We start from the raw sequence: 15976 nt of genomic DNA, 5'->3' as shown, positions 1-15976 counted from the left end.
CCTCTTTATCTGAAAAACACACATTCTGTCTGCTATAATCCGTTTATATTATTTTGACTATCCTATGAAACTTATGAAAAAAATCCTTGTTACCGGCGGTGCGGGCTTTATCGGTTCTGCCGCTGTCCGTCATATTATCCAAAACACCCAAGACTCTGTCGTCAATGTCGATAAGCTGACTTATGCCGGCAATTTGGAATCTTTGACTGAGGTAGCCAATAATCCTCGCTATGCTTTTGAGCAAGTAGATATTTGCGACCGTGCAGAACTCGACCGCGTATTCGCACAACACCAGCCAGATGCCGTGATGCACTTGGCTGCGGAAAGCCATGTCGACCGCTCTATCGATTCGGCAGGCGAATTTATCCAAACCAATATCGTCGGCACATTCAATCTGCTTGAAGCGGCCCGCGCCTACTGGCAACAAATGCCGTCTGAAAAGCGCGAAGCCTTCCGCTTCCACCATATTTCTACCGATGAAGTCTATGGCGATTTGCACGGTACGGACGATTTGTTCACCGAAACCACGCCATACGCGCCGTCCAGCCCCTACTCTGCTTCTAAAGCGTCCAGTGACCATCTCGTCCGCGCATGGTTGCGTACTTACGGTTTGCCGACCATCGTAACCAACTGCTCCAACAACTACGGCCCTTACCATTTCCCGGAAAAACTCATTCCGCTGATGATTCTGAACGCGCTTGACGGCAAACCGCTGCCCGTTTACGGAGACGGTATGCAAATCCGCGACTGGCTGTTTGTCGAAGACCACGCACGCGCGCTGTATCAGGTTGTTACCGAAGGTGTTGTCGGCGAAACCTACAATATCGGCGGCCACAATGAAAAAGCCAATATTGAAGTCGTCAAAACCATCTGCGCCCTGCTGGAAGAGCTTGTTCCTGAAAAACCGGCCGGCGTGGCGCGTTATGAAGATTTGATTACTTTCGTACAAGACCGTCCCGGCCATGACGTGCGCTACGCCATTGATGCAGCCAAAATCGGCAGGGAGCTGGGCTGGAAACCTCAAGAAACATTCGAATCCGGCATCCGCAAAACAGTGCAATGGTATTTGGACAACAAAACCTGGTGGCAAAACGTATTGAACGGTAGCTACCGTTTGGAACGTTTAGGCACCGGAAAATAAGTTTTCAGACGGCCTGTTCCCATATTAGGCCGTCTGAAAATCATGCAAACACACACTACTCAGGAGAAAACCCATGAAAGGCATCATCCTTGCCGGCGGCAGCGGCACACGCCTCTACCCCATCACGCGCGGCGTATCCAAACAACTGCTGCTCGTGTACGACAAGCCCATGATTTACTATCCCCTGTCCGTATTGATGCTGGCAGGAATCCGCGATATTTTGGTAATTACCACGCCTGAAGACAACGCCTCTTTCAAACGCCTGCTCGGCGACGGCAGCGATTTCGGCATTTCCATCAGTTATGCCGTGCAACCCACTCCGGACGGCTTGGCACAGGCATTTATCATCGGTGAAGAATTTATCGGTAATGATAATGTCTGCTTGGTTTTGGGCGACAATATTTTCTACGGCCAATCGTTTACGCAAACATTGAAACAGGCCGCCGCCAAGACCCACGGCGCAACCGTATTCGGTTATCAGGTCAAAGACCCCGAGCGTTTCGGCGTGGTTGAATTTGACGAAAACTTCAACGCCCTGTCTATCGAAGAGAAACCGCAACAGCCAAAATCCGATTGGGCGGTAACCGGCTTGTACTTCTACGACAACCGCGTCGTCGAGTTCGCCAAACAAATCAAACCGTCCGCCCGCGGCGAATTGGAAATTTCCGACCTCAACCAAATGTATTTGGAAGACGGTTCATTGTCGGTACAACTTTTGGGACGCGGTTTTGCATGGCTGGACACCGGCACTCACGAGAGCCTGCACGAAGCTGCTTCATTCGTCCAAACCGTGCAAAACATCCAAGACCTGCAAATCGCCTGCCTGGAAGAAATCGCTTGGCGCAACGGTTGGCTTTCCGATGAAAAACTGGAAGAGCTGGCGCACCCGATGGCGAAAAACCAATACGGCCAATATTTGCTGCGCCTGTTGAAAAAATAATGTTTGAGGCCGTCTGAAACTTTTCAGACGGCCTTTAGATGAAAGATAAAACGATGAACATCATTGATACCGCCATTCCTGACGTAAAACTGCTTGAGCCGCAAGTCTTCGGCGACGCGCGCGGCTTTTTTATGGAAACCTTCCGCGACGAGTGGTTCAAAACCCAAGTCTGCAACCGCACCTTTGTGCAGGAAAACCACTCCAAATCCAGCAAAGGCGTATTGCGCGGCCTGCACTATCAAACTGAAAACACACAAGGCAAACTCGTGCGCGTGGTTGTCGGCGAAGTATTCGACGTAGCCGTCGATATGCGTAAAGGCTCCCCCACTTTCGGCAAATGGGTAGGCGAGATCCTGTCCGCAGAAAACAAACGCCAACTGTGGGTACCCGAAGGTTTCGCACACGGTTTCTATGTACTGAGCGACGAAGCCGAGTTCGTCTATAAATGCACGGATTATTACAATCCCAAAGCCGAACACTCGCTGATTTGGAATGATCCGACCGTCGGCATTGACTGGCCGTTGCAAGGCGAGCCGAACCTGTCGCCTAAAGACTTGGCAGGCAAAGTATTGGCCGAAGCCGTCACGTTTTAAAAAATAATTCGGGCCGTCTGAAAGAATGTTCCTCTTTTCAGACGGCCTACAATCCATTAATAACAATAATCGACGAAAACGCATTGTGAAAAACGCCTACATCCCCTCTCGCGGCATCCGCAAAATCCCCCATCTCTCCATCCTATTGCCTGAATTTCATATCTGCAAAGACGGAAAAGGAGCAGAGGCTGTTGTCGGCTGGGGTTTGCGCCCAACGACACACAAAGCGCGTGCTTTTGCCGCTGAACACCAGCTTCCCTTTATTGCTTTGGAAGACGGTTTTTTACGTTCGCTCGGCCTGGGCGTCGCCGGCTATCCGCCCTACTCCATCGTCTATGACGACATCGGTATCTACTACGACACCACGCGTCCTTCGCGTTTGGAACAACTGATTCTCGCCGCTGATACCATGCCGTCTGAAACCTTGGCTCAGGCGCGACAGGCGATGGATTTCATCCTGCGACATCATCTATCCAAATACAACCACGCGCCCGAACTTTCAGACGATCATCCTTTGCGTTCCCCATCCAAACCCGAAACTGTCCTTATCATTGATCAAACCTTCGGCGATATGGCCATCCAATATGGCGGCGCAGATGCCTCTACGTTTGAACTGATGTTTCAGACGGCCTTGAATGAAAATCCGCAAGCCGATATCTGGGTAAAAACCCATCCCGATGTTTTGTGCGGCAAAAAACAAGGCTATCTGACCCAGCTGGCGCAGCAACACCGCGTCCATCTTTTGGCAGAAGACATCAATCCGATTTCTTTGTTGCAAAACGTCGATAAAGTTTATTGCGTTACCTCACAAATGGGCTTTGAGGCACTTTTGTGCGGCAAACCACTGACCACCTTCGGCCTGCCGTGGTATGCCGGATGGGGCGTGAGCGACGACCGCCATCCAAAAATCGACAGCCTTGTTCAAACCCAACGCCGCGCCCGCCGCAACTTGCTGCAACTCTTCGCAGCAGCCTATCTGCAATACAGCCGCTACCTCAACCCCAATACCGGCGAAGCAGGCAGCCTCTTTGATGTCATCGACTATCTGGCGACGGTCAAACGCAAAAACGACAAATTACGTGGTGAGTTATATTGCGTCAGCATGTCTTTGTGGAAACGCGCGGTTGCCAAACCGTTCTTTAACGTACCTTCATGCCGTCTGAAATTTATCTCCTCTACCCAAAAACTGGCAGGGGTCAAACTGTCCGATGATGCACGCATCCTAGCTTGGGGCAACGGCAAAGAGACCATCGTCCGTTTTGCCGAACAACACCACATCCCCCTGTTGCGCATGGAAGACGGCTTTATCCGCTCGGTCGGGCTTGGTTCTAATTTAGTCCCGCCGCTGTCGCTCGTTACCGACGATATGGGCATTTATTTCAATGCCGAAACCCCGTCACGTCTTGAACACATCCTGCAAAACCAAAACTTCAACGATCAAGACTTTCAGACGGCCTTGAAGCTGCAAAAAATGCTGACCGAAAACCACATCAGCAAATACAACGTCGGCAGCTCAGACTTCACCGCCCCATCAACCGACAAAACCGTAATCCTCGTTCCCGGCCAAGTTGAGGATGACGCGTCTATCCGCTACGGTTCGCCCCAAATCTATCGCAATCTGGATCTGCTCCGTACTGTACGCGAATGCAATCCCGATGCCTATATCATCTACAAACCGCATCCCGATGTAGTCAGCGGTAACCGTATCGGCCAGATTTTTCCTGAAGATGCTGCACGATATGCCGACCAAACCGCCGAACAAGCCGATATCCTGACCTGTCTCCAATACGCAGACGAAGTACATACCATGACTTCGCTGACCGGTTTTGAAGCCTTGTTGCGTGGCAAAAAAGTCAGCTGCTACGGCCTGCCTTTCTATGCAGGCTGGGGGCTTACCCAAGATCTGCTCCCCATTCCGCGCCGCAGCCGCAGGCTTGAGCTTTGGCAGCTGATTGCCGGTACGCTCATACACTATCCCGACTATATCCATCCCGAAACCCATCAGGCCATCAATGCGGAAACCGCTGCCCAAATCCTGATACGACAAAAAAATATGCAAAAAAACAACAACGGATTACATCGCGGGTACTTTGCTAAAAAATTAGGTAAAATCAAACAACTATATCGATCTTTCAAATAAACACCATCTAAATTAACGACACGTCATAAACTTGCCTCTATTGCGGCATCATTGCCTTTGCATCGTTAATTCTCTTGGCGTATGCTTGAAAGTTCAACCTAAAACTATTACATAAAAAACAAAACCACATTGCGACATGAAACAGACCGTCCTCAAAAACAACCTGCAAAACCTGCTTGAAAGCGCAGAAAATATCCTGCTGCTTCAAGGACCTGTCGGCAATTTTTTTCTGCGTCTTGCCAATTGGCTGACTGAAAATGGCAAAACTGTACATAAATTCAACTTTAATGCAGGCGACGACTATTTTTATCCGCCCACTCAAGCGCATACCGTTGTTTTTAACGACAACTACGATGCCTTTCCTGAATTTTTGCAAGAATACATCGTTCAACATCACATCCAGGCCGTTGTCTGCTTTGGTGACACACGCCCTTATCACGTCATTGCAAAACGCATTGCAAACGAAAACCAAGCCAGTTTCTGGGCGTTTGAAGAAGGCTATTTCCGCCCCTACTACATCACCTTAGAAAAAGACGGCGTCAACGCATTTTCCCTATTACCGCGCCGTGCCGACTTTTTTTTGGAACAATTCCCTAAGCTTGCCCAGCAGGAATACAAAGCGCCGACGCCGGTACGCGGCGGGTTTATGCCCATGGCCAAAAATGCCGTCCGTTACTATATCGAATTGTTCCGCAACCCGAACAAGTACCCAAACTACATCCACCACCGCGCATCCAATGCCGGCCATTACCTCAAACTGTGGTCAATCTCCATCCTCAAGCGTTTGAACTACTACATTGAAGACATCCAAATCGCCAAACGCGTGGAGGCGGGCAAATACGGCAAATTTTTTATTGTTCCCTTGCAGGTATTCAACGACAGCCAAGTCCGCATCCATTGTGACTTTTCCAGCGTCCGCAGCTTCCTGCTCCATATTTTGGCCTCCTTTGCCGCGCACGCGCCTGCCGATACCAACCTCATCATCAAGCATCATCCGATGGACCGCGGCTTTATCGACTACTCGTGCGACATCAAACGCTTTATCAAAAAACACCCCAAACTCAAAGGCCGTATCACTTACGTCCATGATGTCCCCCTGCCCGTTTTCCTGCGCCATGGCCTCGGTATGGTCACTATCAACAGTACCAGCGGCCTGTCCGGACTGATTCACAATATGCCAGTTAAGGTTCTCGGCCGTGCCTATTATGATATTCCCGGCATTACTGACCAAAATACCTTGGCGGAATTTTGGAATCATCCGACACCGCCTGACAAAGAGCTGTTCCATACCTACCGAATGTACCACCTCAACGTGACCCAAATTAACGGTAATTTCTACAGTCAGGTCTTTTTCCCTAACAAAAAAACCTCCGACTCTTCCACTCCAACAACCTGACTTAGCGAAAGAAAAGTTTAGGCCGTCTGAAATGTTTTTCAGACGGCCTGAAGCAATCAATATACCTTAGCTACTGCCATGTAAATAAAACACAAAAACCTGCATTTATCATTAACAATAAATTACAAAGACAGTATAATGACCGAGCTGTCATGAGCGCATACCGACTCAAGCTGAGCCTTTTGTAACACACAAAATATGGATGTATCCCTAGGCAAAACAATATAACAAGCCAAACATCCTAAAGATAAGCCAGCAAGACAATACACTCTACAAAACTATGCCGAGCAAAATTTTTACAAAGCTCTCAACCGGTATCGCCGCCCATATGCCGCAACATCCGTCTTCCACTTTATATCCGCCCGCAAACCATGACCGCTGCTCCTGAAATCCTCTACCGGCAAGCCGCCGCCCTTTTGGAACAATCCAATACTACCCAAGCCCTGCCCCTGCTGCAACAGGCCGCAGAGCAGGGATATACGGAAGCTGCTTTCGTATTGGGCGACCATCTGCTGCAAAACGGTCATCCGGAGCAGGCACTTCCATGGCTGGAAGCCGCCGCGGCCCAACGCCATCCCAAGGCACTCTTTATCCTGCTGCAACAACGCGAACGCAACGGTACCCCGACTGGACATCTTCTTAACGAATACGCCTGGCTGGGTGAGCAAGGTCACCTTGAAGCCCAATTAATCCTCATGCGTTACCATGCGCAACGCAACGATCCACAATCGCTCTACTGGGCAGAGCTTGCCGCCGCGCAATATGCCGCGCCTGCATATTACCATCTGGCACGTCATCATCAACGCCAAGGCGACGTTGCAACAGCCATCGAACAATACGAAAAAGCGGCCGCGCTCGGCGTGACTGTCGCCTACTGGCAACTCGGTCAAATTTACTTCTACGGCACAGGTGTCAACCCCAACCACGGACAAGCCGAACAATACCTCGAACAAGCCGCGCAAGCCGGCCACATCGCCGCACAAATCCTGCTGGCCGACCTTCTTGCCGCCCAACGCAAACCCGAAGCCTTAGAATGGTATCGTCGTGCCGCCGATAAGGAGCAGGCGGAAGCACAGGCCAAGCTGGCCCAATACGCCCTGACCGGCGAACTTTCCGAACGCGATCCGTTCCAAGCGGCGCGCTATGCCAAAGCTGCTGCCGAGAAAGACCATCCCGAAGCTCTGAAAATCATGGGCGACCTCTACCGCTACGGCCTCGGTATCAAAGCCGACAACCATATCGCGCATGATTACTACCATCGGGCCGCCGCACTGGGTTCTGCCGCTGCGGCACAAAAACTCATCAGCGACGCCGCGCTGTACCATCCGCAACAATACGAACAAATCAAAACTGCCGCCCTGCAACAGCAACAAACCGAGACCACATACCGTTTGGCAGAAACACAAGCCCACGCCATCGGCCGTCCCGCCGACTACAATGCCGCGCGCAAGAATTACATGGAAGCTGCAGAGTTCCACCATAAAAACGCGGCGGCAGCCTTAGGCCGCATCTACCATTACGGCCTCGGTACAGCGCAAGACCCTCGGGCGGCTGCACACTGGTACGCCATCGCTGCCGAACAAAACCACCCTTCCGCCCAATACCGCCTCGCCTGTTTTTACTATCACGGTCAAGGTATCGGCTGTCATGTTCCGACCGCCTGCTACTGGCTGCAGGCCGCCATCAGCAACGGCCACACTTCGGCCGAATCATTAACATCCCTATTAGAACAATGGCGACGCGAAGCACACCATGCCATCGGGCAAAAGGCCGTCTGAAAATATTTACACTCGCATTTTTTGACAATCTTTAACTATTCCCCTAATATTTGCCAGTTATTTTTCACGGACACGTCATCGTTTTCATTTCTTTCTGAAAACACCTTGTCCGCGCATCAATACCATGACACTCGGCGGATAACGCCAAGCGTTGAAACACACTACATCCGGAACGAAAACGGATACTCGGAAAAACATTTCTAGGAGGTGAAACAACATGGAATGGGAATTCAACAGTTATTACACACTGATTGCCGCCACGCTCGTGTTGCTGGTTGGTAAATTTCTGGTTCAAAAAATCAAATTCTTAAGAGACTTCAATATTCCCGAACCGGTCGCCGGCGGTTTGATTGCCGCTATCGTCCTGTTCGCCCTGCACGAAGCCTACGGCGTCAGCTTCAAATTTGAAAAACCGCTGCAAGATGCATTCATGCTCATCTTCTTTACATCCATCGGTTTGAGCGCCGACTTCTCCCGTTTGAAAGCGGGCGGCCTGCCTTTGGTTATCTTTACCGCCGTAGTGGGTGCATTCATCATCGTCCAAAACTTCGTCGGTGTCGGCTTGGCGAGCGCATTGGGCTTGGATCCGCTGATTGGCCTGATTACCGGTTCGATTACCCTGACCGGCGGTCACGGTACCGCCGGTGCATGGGGTCCTGACTTTGAAAGCAAATTCGGCCTGACCGGCGCAACCGGCTTAGGTATGGCTTCTGCAACATTCGGCCTGGTATTCGGCGGTTTGATCGGTGGTCCTGTTGCACGCCGTCTGATCAACAAAATGGGCCGTAAACCTATCGTCAAAACTGCCAAATCCGACGACAACGATGCTACTGATGACATCTTCGAACAAGCACAGCGCACCCGCTTGATTACGGCTGACTCCGCTGTCGAAACGCTCGCGATGTTTGCCGCATGTTTGGCTTTTGCCGAAATTGTCGACGGCTACGACAAAGCTTTCTTCGACTTGCCTAAATTCGTATGGTGTCTGTTTGCAGGCGTGGTCATCCGCAACGTCCTGACTGCCGCCTTCAAAGTCAATATGTTTGACCGTGCCATCGACGTATTCGGTAACGCCTCCCTGTCCCTCTTCCTGTCTATGGCTCTTCTGAACCTGAAACTGTGGGAATTGACCGGTCTGGCAGGCCCTGTGACCATCATCTTGGCTGTACAAACCGTTGTGATGATTCTGTACGCAACCTTCGTTACCTACGTCTTCATGGGTCGCGACTACGACTCTGCCGTATTGGCGGCAGGTCACTGCGGCTTCGGTTTAGGTGCCACCCCGACCGCCGTTGCCAACATGCAGTCCATTACCCAAACTTTCGGCCCGTCTCACAAAGCCTTCTTGATTGTGCCTATGGTGGGTGCGTTCTTCGTTGACTTGCTCAACGCCGCCATCCTCTCCGGCTTCATCAGCGTCATCAAAGGCTGATACGTCTAACATAGAAAAGCACTTGCCGCATTTACTTGCTGCAAGTGCTTTTGTTATGATAAGCACGTCAGGCCGTCTGAAAGGCCGTCATCTTCAGGAGTACCCATGTACAAAAAAACCGCTTCCGTATTGATTTTAAGCACGATTCTTCTTGCCGCATGCAGCAAAGAAGAGCCGAAAGCCGCGCTTGATTGCGCCCAACCGGCCACACTGCAAAACATCCGTACCACCATCGAAGACACCCTCAAACAACAAGCGCGCTCCTTTGCCCGCAATGACAACCGCCAATTCGTCGATGCCGACAAAATCATCGCCGCCGGCCTCGAATTAGAAACCCTGCTTGAAGACCCCAAAGAAACCGAAGATAACGGCAAAGCCATCTGCCGCGCCAACCTCAAAATCCGCATTCCCGACACCATCCTCAAGACGGCCATAGACAACAGCCCACTGATTTACGGCAGCACCCCGTTGTCCGACATGCTCGAACAAAAACTGATGGGCAGCAACCTGACCTTTGAAAACAACACGTTCAGCACCACCCTGCTCTACACCCCCGACAAAGACGGCAAACCGGTTTTCGAAGACAATACCCTGAGTTCCACCGCCCAAACCCTTTCCGCCACCCTGCTGCCCTACGGCGTGAAAAGCATCGTCATGATAGATGGCAAACCAGTATCTAAAGAGCAGGCCATCAAGCTGCTGCAAAACCAAAACACGGAAGAACCGCCGACTGTCAATCCGCAAGACATCCTTGAAAACAACGCCGCCAGCCAAGCCGTCGGTTTGACCGATGATGACGACGATTCAGACTACGAAGTCCTGCACCCTGACCGTGAAACTCCGCGCAACGAGCCGCCCGGCCTCAGCCAAAGCGAACTCGACAACGCGCGCGCACAAAACCGTCAGGCGGACGGCGAAATCAACGACCTCTGGGGCGGCTTAGACAGCGATGTCAAACAACAAATCCTCGGCGAACAACGCGCCTGGATTCAAAGCAAAAAACTCAACTGCCAACAAGCAGCCGCGTCCGCAGATAACGCCGCACAAGCAGAATACCTGCGCCTGCAGTGTGAAACCCGCATGACCCGCGAACGTACGCAATACCTGCGCGGCTATTCCATCAACTAAAACCGATAAGGCCGTCTGAACATTCAGACGGCCTACAAGAAAGCACATCACATCATGCAATACCGAATCCACCGTGAAGGCGATGCCCAAAACACACCCTCTTCAGCCTCCACCCCCGTCGACAACTGGGAGCGCAACACCCTGCGCGAAGTCCTCCTCGCCGCCTACCAAGAACAGCGCCGCGCCCGCATTTGGCGCAATATCTGGCGCGGCGTCGCCGTCCTCATCTTCCTCAGCCTAATCTTCGGACTTGCGGAAGAAGAAGGAAAAACCACGAGCATCCAAGCCCGCAGCGAACACACCGCCGTTATCGACCTGACCGGCGAAATCGGCAACGACATCGACGACCAAGTCCAAATCCTGCGCGACAGTATGGAAGCCGCCTACAACAACGGCAACGCCAAAGCTATCATCATTCGCGCCAACAGCCCCGGCGGTTCGCCTGTTGTGTCCAACACCGCCTTTAACGAAATCCGCCGCCTCAAAGCCGAACACAAAGACATCCCTGTCTACCTCGTTGCCGAAGACATGTGCGCTTCCGGATGCTACTACATTGCCGCCGCAGCCGACAAAATCTACGCCGACCCTTCCAGCATTGTCGGCAGCATCGGCGTGATCGGCGGCGGTTTCGACTTTACCGGCCTGATGGACAAAGCCGGTGTCAAACGCCGTCTGAAAACCGCCGGCAGCAACAAAGGCATGGGCGACCCTTTCACGCCTGAAACACCGGCACAAACCCAAATTTGGGAAACCATGTTGGGCGATATCCACCAAGAATTTATCAAAGCCGTCAAACTCGGCCGCGGCGCAAGGTTGAAAGACAAACAGTATCCAGACGTTTTCAGCGGCCGCATCTACACCGGCAAAGAAGCCAAACAGGTAGGCCTGATTGACGACTTCGGCAGCATTTACAGCGTTGCCCGCGATGTTGTCAAAGCACCCGAGCTGGTCAACTACACGCCGCAAGACGATTTCAGCAAAATGCTCAGCCGCCGCTTCGGTGCGGAAGTGAAGGCCAAAGTCAAAGAAACTTTGTCTGAAATTTGGTAAACCAAAAAACCAAAAGGCCGTCTGAAACCCTAAACATCGGGGTTTCAGACGGCCTTTTTATATGGTTTTTAAAATAAAACGCTGATTATTGTCCAAACACTCATCGACCTCATCAAATCAGCAGGCAAATATTTCCTGATGATGCTCTTACAAGAGAACACTTTACGCCGACAAACGATTAAACCTCCAAGCTTCAGACGGCCTGTTTCTGCATATTGTGCGCCATGTCCAGCGCGGCGCGGACGGCGGTAATCAGGCTGCCGGAATCGGCTTTGCCCGTACCGGCCAAGCTCAAAGCCGTGCCATGATCGACGGAGGTGCGGATAAAGGGCAGGCCGAGGGTGATATTCACGCCTTCGCCGAAACCGGCGTATTTGAGCACCGGCAGTCCTTGGTCGTGATACATGGCAAGGACGGCATCGGCATCTTTGAGCAAGAAGGGTTGGAACACGGTATCGGCCGGATAAGGGCCGCGTGCGTCTATGCCTTCGGCCTGCAGGGCATGAAGCGCCGGAATAATGGTGTCGATTTCTTCGTGTCCCAAATGACCGCCTTCGCCGGCGTGGGGATTGAGGCCGGTAACGAGGATGACCGGTTTGGCTATGCCGAACTTATGGCGCAGGTCGTATTCAAGAATGCGGACAACCGACCCGATTAAAGGCTTCGTGATGGCGGCGGAAATGTCTTTAAGCGGCAGATGGGTGGTGACCAATGCCACACGCAGGCCGCCGCCGGTCAACATCATGACGACTTGTTCTGTATGGCTTTTTTCGGCGAGGTATTCGGTATGGCCGCTGAAAAAGCCGTTGCCTGCGTGGGCATCGTTGATGATGCCTTTGTGCAGCGGCGCGGTCACCATACCTGCAAACAGGCCGTCTGAAATGCCCTGATACGCCGTATCCAGCAGCTGGAGCACATACGCGGCATTGGCAGGATTGAGTTCGCCCGCCCGACACTCGGCAGCTAAGGGAATATGCAGGACTTCGAGTTCGCCCTTGGGCAACAGATCGGCCGCTTGGGCTTGAAAGTCACGCAGGATGACGGATTTGCCAAGCTGTTCGGCCCTTTGCGCCAACAGGTTTTTGTCACACAAAACAACGGGGCGGCAAGGAAGATCGGTGAAAGCCAAATCAAGACAGATGTCGGGGCCGATGCCGGCCGGTTCGCCGGAAGTGATGGCGAGAATGGGAGCAGTCATGGTGTTTCTCGGTATGGTTTACAGTATTTGGACAACGTCAGGCAAAATGCCTGCCCTACTTTTTTCAGATTAACACAAATACAAAAAGGCCGTCTGAAAACAGTTTTTGCTTGGTCAAACTGTTTTCAGACGGCCTTGTCTGTTTACCGTTTTATACTTAAGAACGGCGGCCGATCATGCGGTACAAAACGTCGTGGCCTTGAATGCGGTGAACAACGACCATGGCAATGTGGCCGGCGACAAGCGCGAAGAGCAGCCAGCCGAGTTTGCCATGCGCCATATTGCCGAGGTTGGACATCCATTCGATTTTTTCAGGCGAACCCTGCATCACTTCGACACCGAATACTTTCAATGGGCCGCGGCCGCCACCGTATTGGCGGATCATGCCGATAACGGGAACGGCGAGCATGAGAACGTAAAGGGCAAGGTGGCCTGCTTTGGCGGCAAAGCTGTCGGCGGCAGGGCGTTTGGACGCATTGAGCAAAGCCCAAACAATGCGCATGGCAATCACCAGCAGCGTGATGAAACCGATGGATTTATGCACGCCGAAGAGCGATTTGACCCATTCTTCGCCATCGTAGATGGTCCAAACGGTAATGGTGGAGAGGATGCCGATGAAACCGAGTACGGTCAGCCAGTGCAACGCGCGCGCGACGGCATCGTAGGTTTGTGGACGTGTAGCGGTCATAATGTTTCCTTGTTTTTGATTTGTTTGGTTTTTTGAATCGGCGGCATTGTAACAAAAATGTCCAACCAATTATGTTGCCTTTTTGAAGAGACTTCGTAAATGTTTGGAAAATTTGAAGAAACGGCGGTTTTATCCGTCAGGCTGCCCGGGCCGTCTGAAAACAAGGGCAGGAATACCACCTTCTATGCCGAACTCGGGCTAAAATAGGCGTTTTTATTCTCGGGTACGCATCGATGCAGGTTTGGATTCGGCGGTTTGCGCTGTTGCTTCTGCCTTTAAGTTTCTTAGCGGTCATGGTGGCCGCGCCTTTGCTGTCGCTGGCGTTTTACGACGGCGAAGGCGCTTGGGCGGAAATGGTGGCTGATGACTATATGCGCCTGCGCTTGGGCTGGACGGTGGCACAGGCGGTTTTGACCTGCGTCTTGGTCACGGCTTTGGGCGTGCCTGCGGCGTGGGTGCTGGCGCGGATGGACTTTGCCGGACGGCGCACGGTTTTACGCCTGCTGATGCTGCCTTTTGTGATGCCGACTTTGGTAGCAGGCATGGGCGTGCTGGCCTTGTTTGGCGCACACGGTATGCTGGCGGCAGGTTGGCAGGACACGCCGTGGCTGCTAATTTACGGCAACGTGTTTTTCAACCTGCCGGTTTTGGTGCGCTCGGCGTATCAGGGATTTGTGCGTGTGCCGCAGGCGCGGTTGCTCTCGGCGCAATCTTTGGGCGCGGACGCGTGGCGGCGGTTTGTCTGGGTCGAATGGCCGGTGGTGCGCGCGTGGGTTGCCGGCGGCGCGTGCTTGGTGTTTTTATATTGTTTTTCAGGCTTCGGACTGGCCTTGCTGCTCGGCGGTGAACGTTTTGCGACGGTGGAAGTGGAAATCTACCGGCTGGTGGCGTACGAGTTGGACATGGAACGTGCGTCGGTGTTGGTGTGGCTGGTGCTGGCGGTTACAGCGGCGGCAGGCGGTTTGTATGCGTATTGGAGCAGGCGCGTGACTGTGGATAAGTCGGTCTCGCCTTTGCCTCCGCGTGCGCCGATATGGGCTTGGGAAAAATGGCTGACGGCAACGGTATTGGCCATGTTGGCAGTATGCTGCCTGCTGCCTTTGGCGGCGGTGTGGCTCAAGGCGGTATCGGCAGGCTCTTCGTGGGCAGTCTTGCTGGAAGCGCAAACGTGGGCGGCGGTGTGGAATACCGTCCGTTTCTCTGCGGCAGCGGTGGCGGCGGCAACGGTTTTAGGCGTGCTGTATGCGGCGGCGGCACGGCAAATGGCGTGGTTGCGCGCGCTGATGTTTTTGCCGTTTATGGTGTCGCCTGTGTGCATCGCGTTCGGCGTATTGCTGCTCTATCCGCAGTGGACGGCTTCGCTGTGGCTGTTGACGGCGACTTACGCGCTGTTGGCGTATCCGTTTGTGGCCAAAGACGTACTGGCCGCGTGGGACGGTTTGCCCAAAGATTACGCGGCGGCGGCGCGCACCATGGGCGCAAACGGTTTTCAGACGGCCTGTTATGTAACCGCGCCTTTATTGAAACCGGCCTTGCGGCGCGGTCTGACTTTGGCTTCGGCAACGTGTATCGGAGAATTTGCGGCCACATTATTCCTGTCGCGCCCCGAATGGCAGACGCTGACTACTTTGATTTACGATTATCTCGGGCGCGCCGGTGCGGACAATTACGGACGGGCGATGGTGTTGACGGCGGTATTGACCGCTTTGGCTTTGACGGCATTTTTGCTGGTGGACGAAGCGGAAGGGCAAAAGGCCGTCTGAACGTAGTCGGCTCAAATTCCCTTCACTTTCACTACACTATTGCCGCGCCTTGTGTCGAAAATTGATTGAATCCGCTATATAATTTGTTTTTAACCGCACTCAACACGACCTATCATGACCGACTTAGAAACCAAACGCCTTGAAACCCAAGCCATGCTGGACAATGCCGACTTGCTGTTTGACCAAGAACAATGCCGCGCGGCCTTGCAAAAAGTTGCCGACGACATTACCCGCGACTTGGGCGGCAAATACCCCCTGCTCTTGCCTGTCATGGGTGGTGCGGTGGTGTTTACAGGGCAGCTGCTGCCGCTGTTGCGCTTCCCTTTGGACTTTGACTACGTCCATGTTTCCCGCTACGGAGACAAACTCACAGGCGGCGCGTTCAACTGGAAACGCATGCCCGACCCCGAGCAAATCAAAGGCCGTCATGTAGTCGTTTTGGACGACATCCTGGACGAAGGCCACACCATGGCCGCCATTCAGGAAAAACTGTTGAAAATGGGCGCGGCAAGCTGCCGTGCGGCTGTGTTTGCCAACAAACTGATCGACAAAGAAAAACCAACCAAAGCCGATTATGTCGGTTTGGACGTGCCCAACCGCTACGTCTTCGGTTACGGCATGGATGCCGCCGGCTGTTGGCGCAACCTCGGCGAAATCTACGCCTTAAACAATAAATAAAACAAAGGCCGTCTGAAAAATCTTCAGACGGCCTCAACCCCAATAATAGGA

The 15976-nt window shown here is 52.7% G+C and carries 13 protein-coding genes; 11 read left to right on the top strand and 2 right to left on the bottom strand.

Features of this window, described 5'->3' with window-relative positions; all coding sequences use genetic code 11:
* The first annotated feature begins 73 nt into the window (after positions 1 to 73).
* The 9 genes from rffG to O3681_RS06235 all read left to right on the top strand — a co-directional run bounded on the left by rffG (position 74) and on the right by O3681_RS06235 (position 11598).
* Entirely contained in the window at positions 74 to 1141 is a 1068-nt protein-coding gene (gene rffG / locus O3681_RS06275; protein ID WP_107723850.1) for a dTDP-glucose 4,6-dehydratase, read from the top strand.
* Positions 1142 to 1214: 73 nt separating this feature from the next.
* Entirely contained in the window at positions 1215 to 2081 is an 867-nt protein-coding gene (rfbA, locus tag O3681_RS06270) for a glucose-1-phosphate thymidylyltransferase RfbA (protein ID WP_371459538.1), read from the top strand.
* Positions 2082 to 2134: 53 nt separating this feature from the next.
* A complete protein-coding gene (rfbC, locus tag O3681_RS06265; protein WP_199903873.1) occupies positions 2135 to 2674 on the top strand; it encodes a dTDP-4-dehydrorhamnose 3,5-epimerase in 540 nt (179 codons plus the stop codon).
* 25 nt (positions 2675 to 2699) lie between these two features.
* On the top strand, positions 2700 to 4814 hold the full coding sequence (locus tag O3681_RS06260; RefSeq protein ID WP_371459537.1) for a capsular polysaccharide biosynthesis protein: 2115 nt from the start codon (positions 2700 to 2702) through the stop codon (positions 4812 to 4814).
* Between the two features lie 136 nt (positions 4815 to 4950).
* Positions 4951 to 6210: a capsule biosynthesis protein gene (locus O3681_RS06255; RefSeq protein WP_107723854.1), complete on the top strand. Its 1260-nt coding sequence runs from the start codon at positions 4951 to 4953 to the stop codon at positions 6208 to 6210.
* A 371-nt stretch (positions 6211 to 6581) separates the two neighbouring features.
* Positions 6582 to 7988: a hypothetical protein gene (locus O3681_RS06250; RefSeq protein ID WP_371459536.1), complete on the top strand. Its 1407-nt coding sequence runs from the start codon at positions 6582 to 6584 to the stop codon at positions 7986 to 7988.
* 217 nt (positions 7989 to 8205) lie between these two features.
* Complete coding sequence (gltS, locus tag O3681_RS06245) at positions 8206 to 9420, top strand: sodium/glutamate symporter (RefSeq protein WP_063068530.1); 1215 nt, start codon at positions 8206 to 8208, stop codon at positions 9418 to 9420.
* A gap of 105 nt (positions 9421 to 9525) precedes the next feature.
* A complete protein-coding gene (locus tag O3681_RS06240) occupies positions 9526 to 10548 on the top strand; it encodes a lysozyme inhibitor LprI family protein (RefSeq protein ID WP_308881925.1) in 1023 nt (340 codons plus the stop codon).
* Between the two features lie 54 nt (positions 10549 to 10602).
* Entirely contained in the window at positions 10603 to 11598 is a 996-nt protein-coding gene (locus O3681_RS06235; RefSeq protein ID WP_308881926.1) for a S49 family peptidase, read from the top strand.
* 193 nt (positions 11599 to 11791) lie between these two features.
* Here O3681_RS06235 and pdxA read toward each other — a convergent pair whose 3' ends face one another.
* Together pdxA and O3681_RS06225 are read right to left on the bottom strand one after the other, a co-directional pair.
* Entirely contained in the window at positions 11792 to 12796 is a 1005-nt protein-coding gene (pdxA, locus tag O3681_RS06230) for a 4-hydroxythreonine-4-phosphate dehydrogenase PdxA (protein WP_371459535.1), read from the bottom strand.
* Between the two features lie 157 nt (positions 12797 to 12953).
* A complete protein-coding gene (locus O3681_RS06225; protein ID WP_107723860.1) occupies positions 12954 to 13484 on the bottom strand; it encodes a cytochrome b in 531 nt (176 codons plus the stop codon).
* Between the two features lie 233 nt (positions 13485 to 13717).
* On the opposite strand from O3681_RS06225, the gene O3681_RS06220 reads away from it, so the two are divergent.
* Positions 13718 to 15247: an iron ABC transporter permease gene (locus tag O3681_RS06220; RefSeq protein ID WP_107723862.1), complete on the top strand. Its 1530-nt coding sequence runs from the start codon at positions 13718 to 13720 to the stop codon at positions 15245 to 15247.
* Between the two features lie 114 nt (positions 15248 to 15361).
* Entirely contained in the window at positions 15362 to 15925 is a 564-nt protein-coding gene (locus O3681_RS06215) for a hypoxanthine-guanine phosphoribosyltransferase (RefSeq protein WP_371459534.1), read from the top strand.
* The last annotated feature ends 51 nt before the right edge of the window (positions 15926 to 15976 follow it).

The sequence above is a fragment of the Neisseria sp. 27098_8_158 genome (genome assembly GCF_041433145.1).
GTDB classification, from domain to species: Bacteria; Pseudomonadota; Gammaproteobacteria; order Burkholderiales; family Neisseriaceae; genus Neisseria; species Neisseria subflava_E.
The sequence above is the reverse complement of the archived record's forward strand: the minus strand, read 5'-3'. Positions and strand labels throughout refer to the sequence as shown.

Coding starts and splice junctions, on each gene's coding strand:
- rffG (WP_107723850.1), top strand. CDS start 74: ATGAAAAAAATCCTTGTTACCGGCGGTGCGGGCTTTATCGGTTCTGCC.
- rfbA (WP_371459538.1), top strand. CDS start 1,215: ATGAAAGGCATCATCCTTGCCGGCGGCAGCGGCACACGCCTCTACCCC.
- rfbC (WP_199903873.1), top strand. CDS start 2,135: ATGAACATCATTGATACCGCCATTCCTGACGTAAAACTGCTTGAGCCG.
- O3681_RS06260 (WP_371459537.1), top strand. CDS start 2,700: ATGTTCCTCTTTTCAGACGGCCTACAATCCATTAATAACAATAATCGA.
- O3681_RS06255 (WP_107723854.1), top strand. CDS start 4,951: ATGAAACAGACCGTCCTCAAAAACAACCTGCAAAACCTGCTTGAAAGC.
- O3681_RS06250 (WP_371459536.1), top strand. CDS start 6,582: ATGACCGCTGCTCCTGAAATCCTCTACCGGCAAGCCGCCGCCCTTTTG.
- gltS (WP_063068530.1), top strand. CDS start 8,206: ATGGAATGGGAATTCAACAGTTATTACACACTGATTGCCGCCACGCTC.
- O3681_RS06240 (WP_308881925.1), top strand. CDS start 9,526: ATGTACAAAAAAACCGCTTCCGTATTGATTTTAAGCACGATTCTTCTT.
- O3681_RS06235 (WP_308881926.1), top strand. CDS start 10,603: ATGCAATACCGAATCCACCGTGAAGGCGATGCCCAAAACACACCCTCT.
- pdxA (WP_371459535.1), bottom strand. CDS start 12,796: ATGACTGCTCCCATTCTCGCCATCACTTCCGGCGAACCGGCCGGCATC.
- O3681_RS06225 (WP_107723860.1), bottom strand. CDS start 13,484: ATGACCGCTACACGTCCACAAACCTACGATGCCGTCGCGCGCGCGTTG.
- O3681_RS06220 (WP_107723862.1), top strand. CDS start 13,718: ATGCAGGTTTGGATTCGGCGGTTTGCGCTGTTGCTTCTGCCTTTAAGT.
- O3681_RS06215 (WP_371459534.1), top strand. CDS start 15,362: ATGACCGACTTAGAAACCAAACGCCTTGAAACCCAAGCCATGCTGGAC.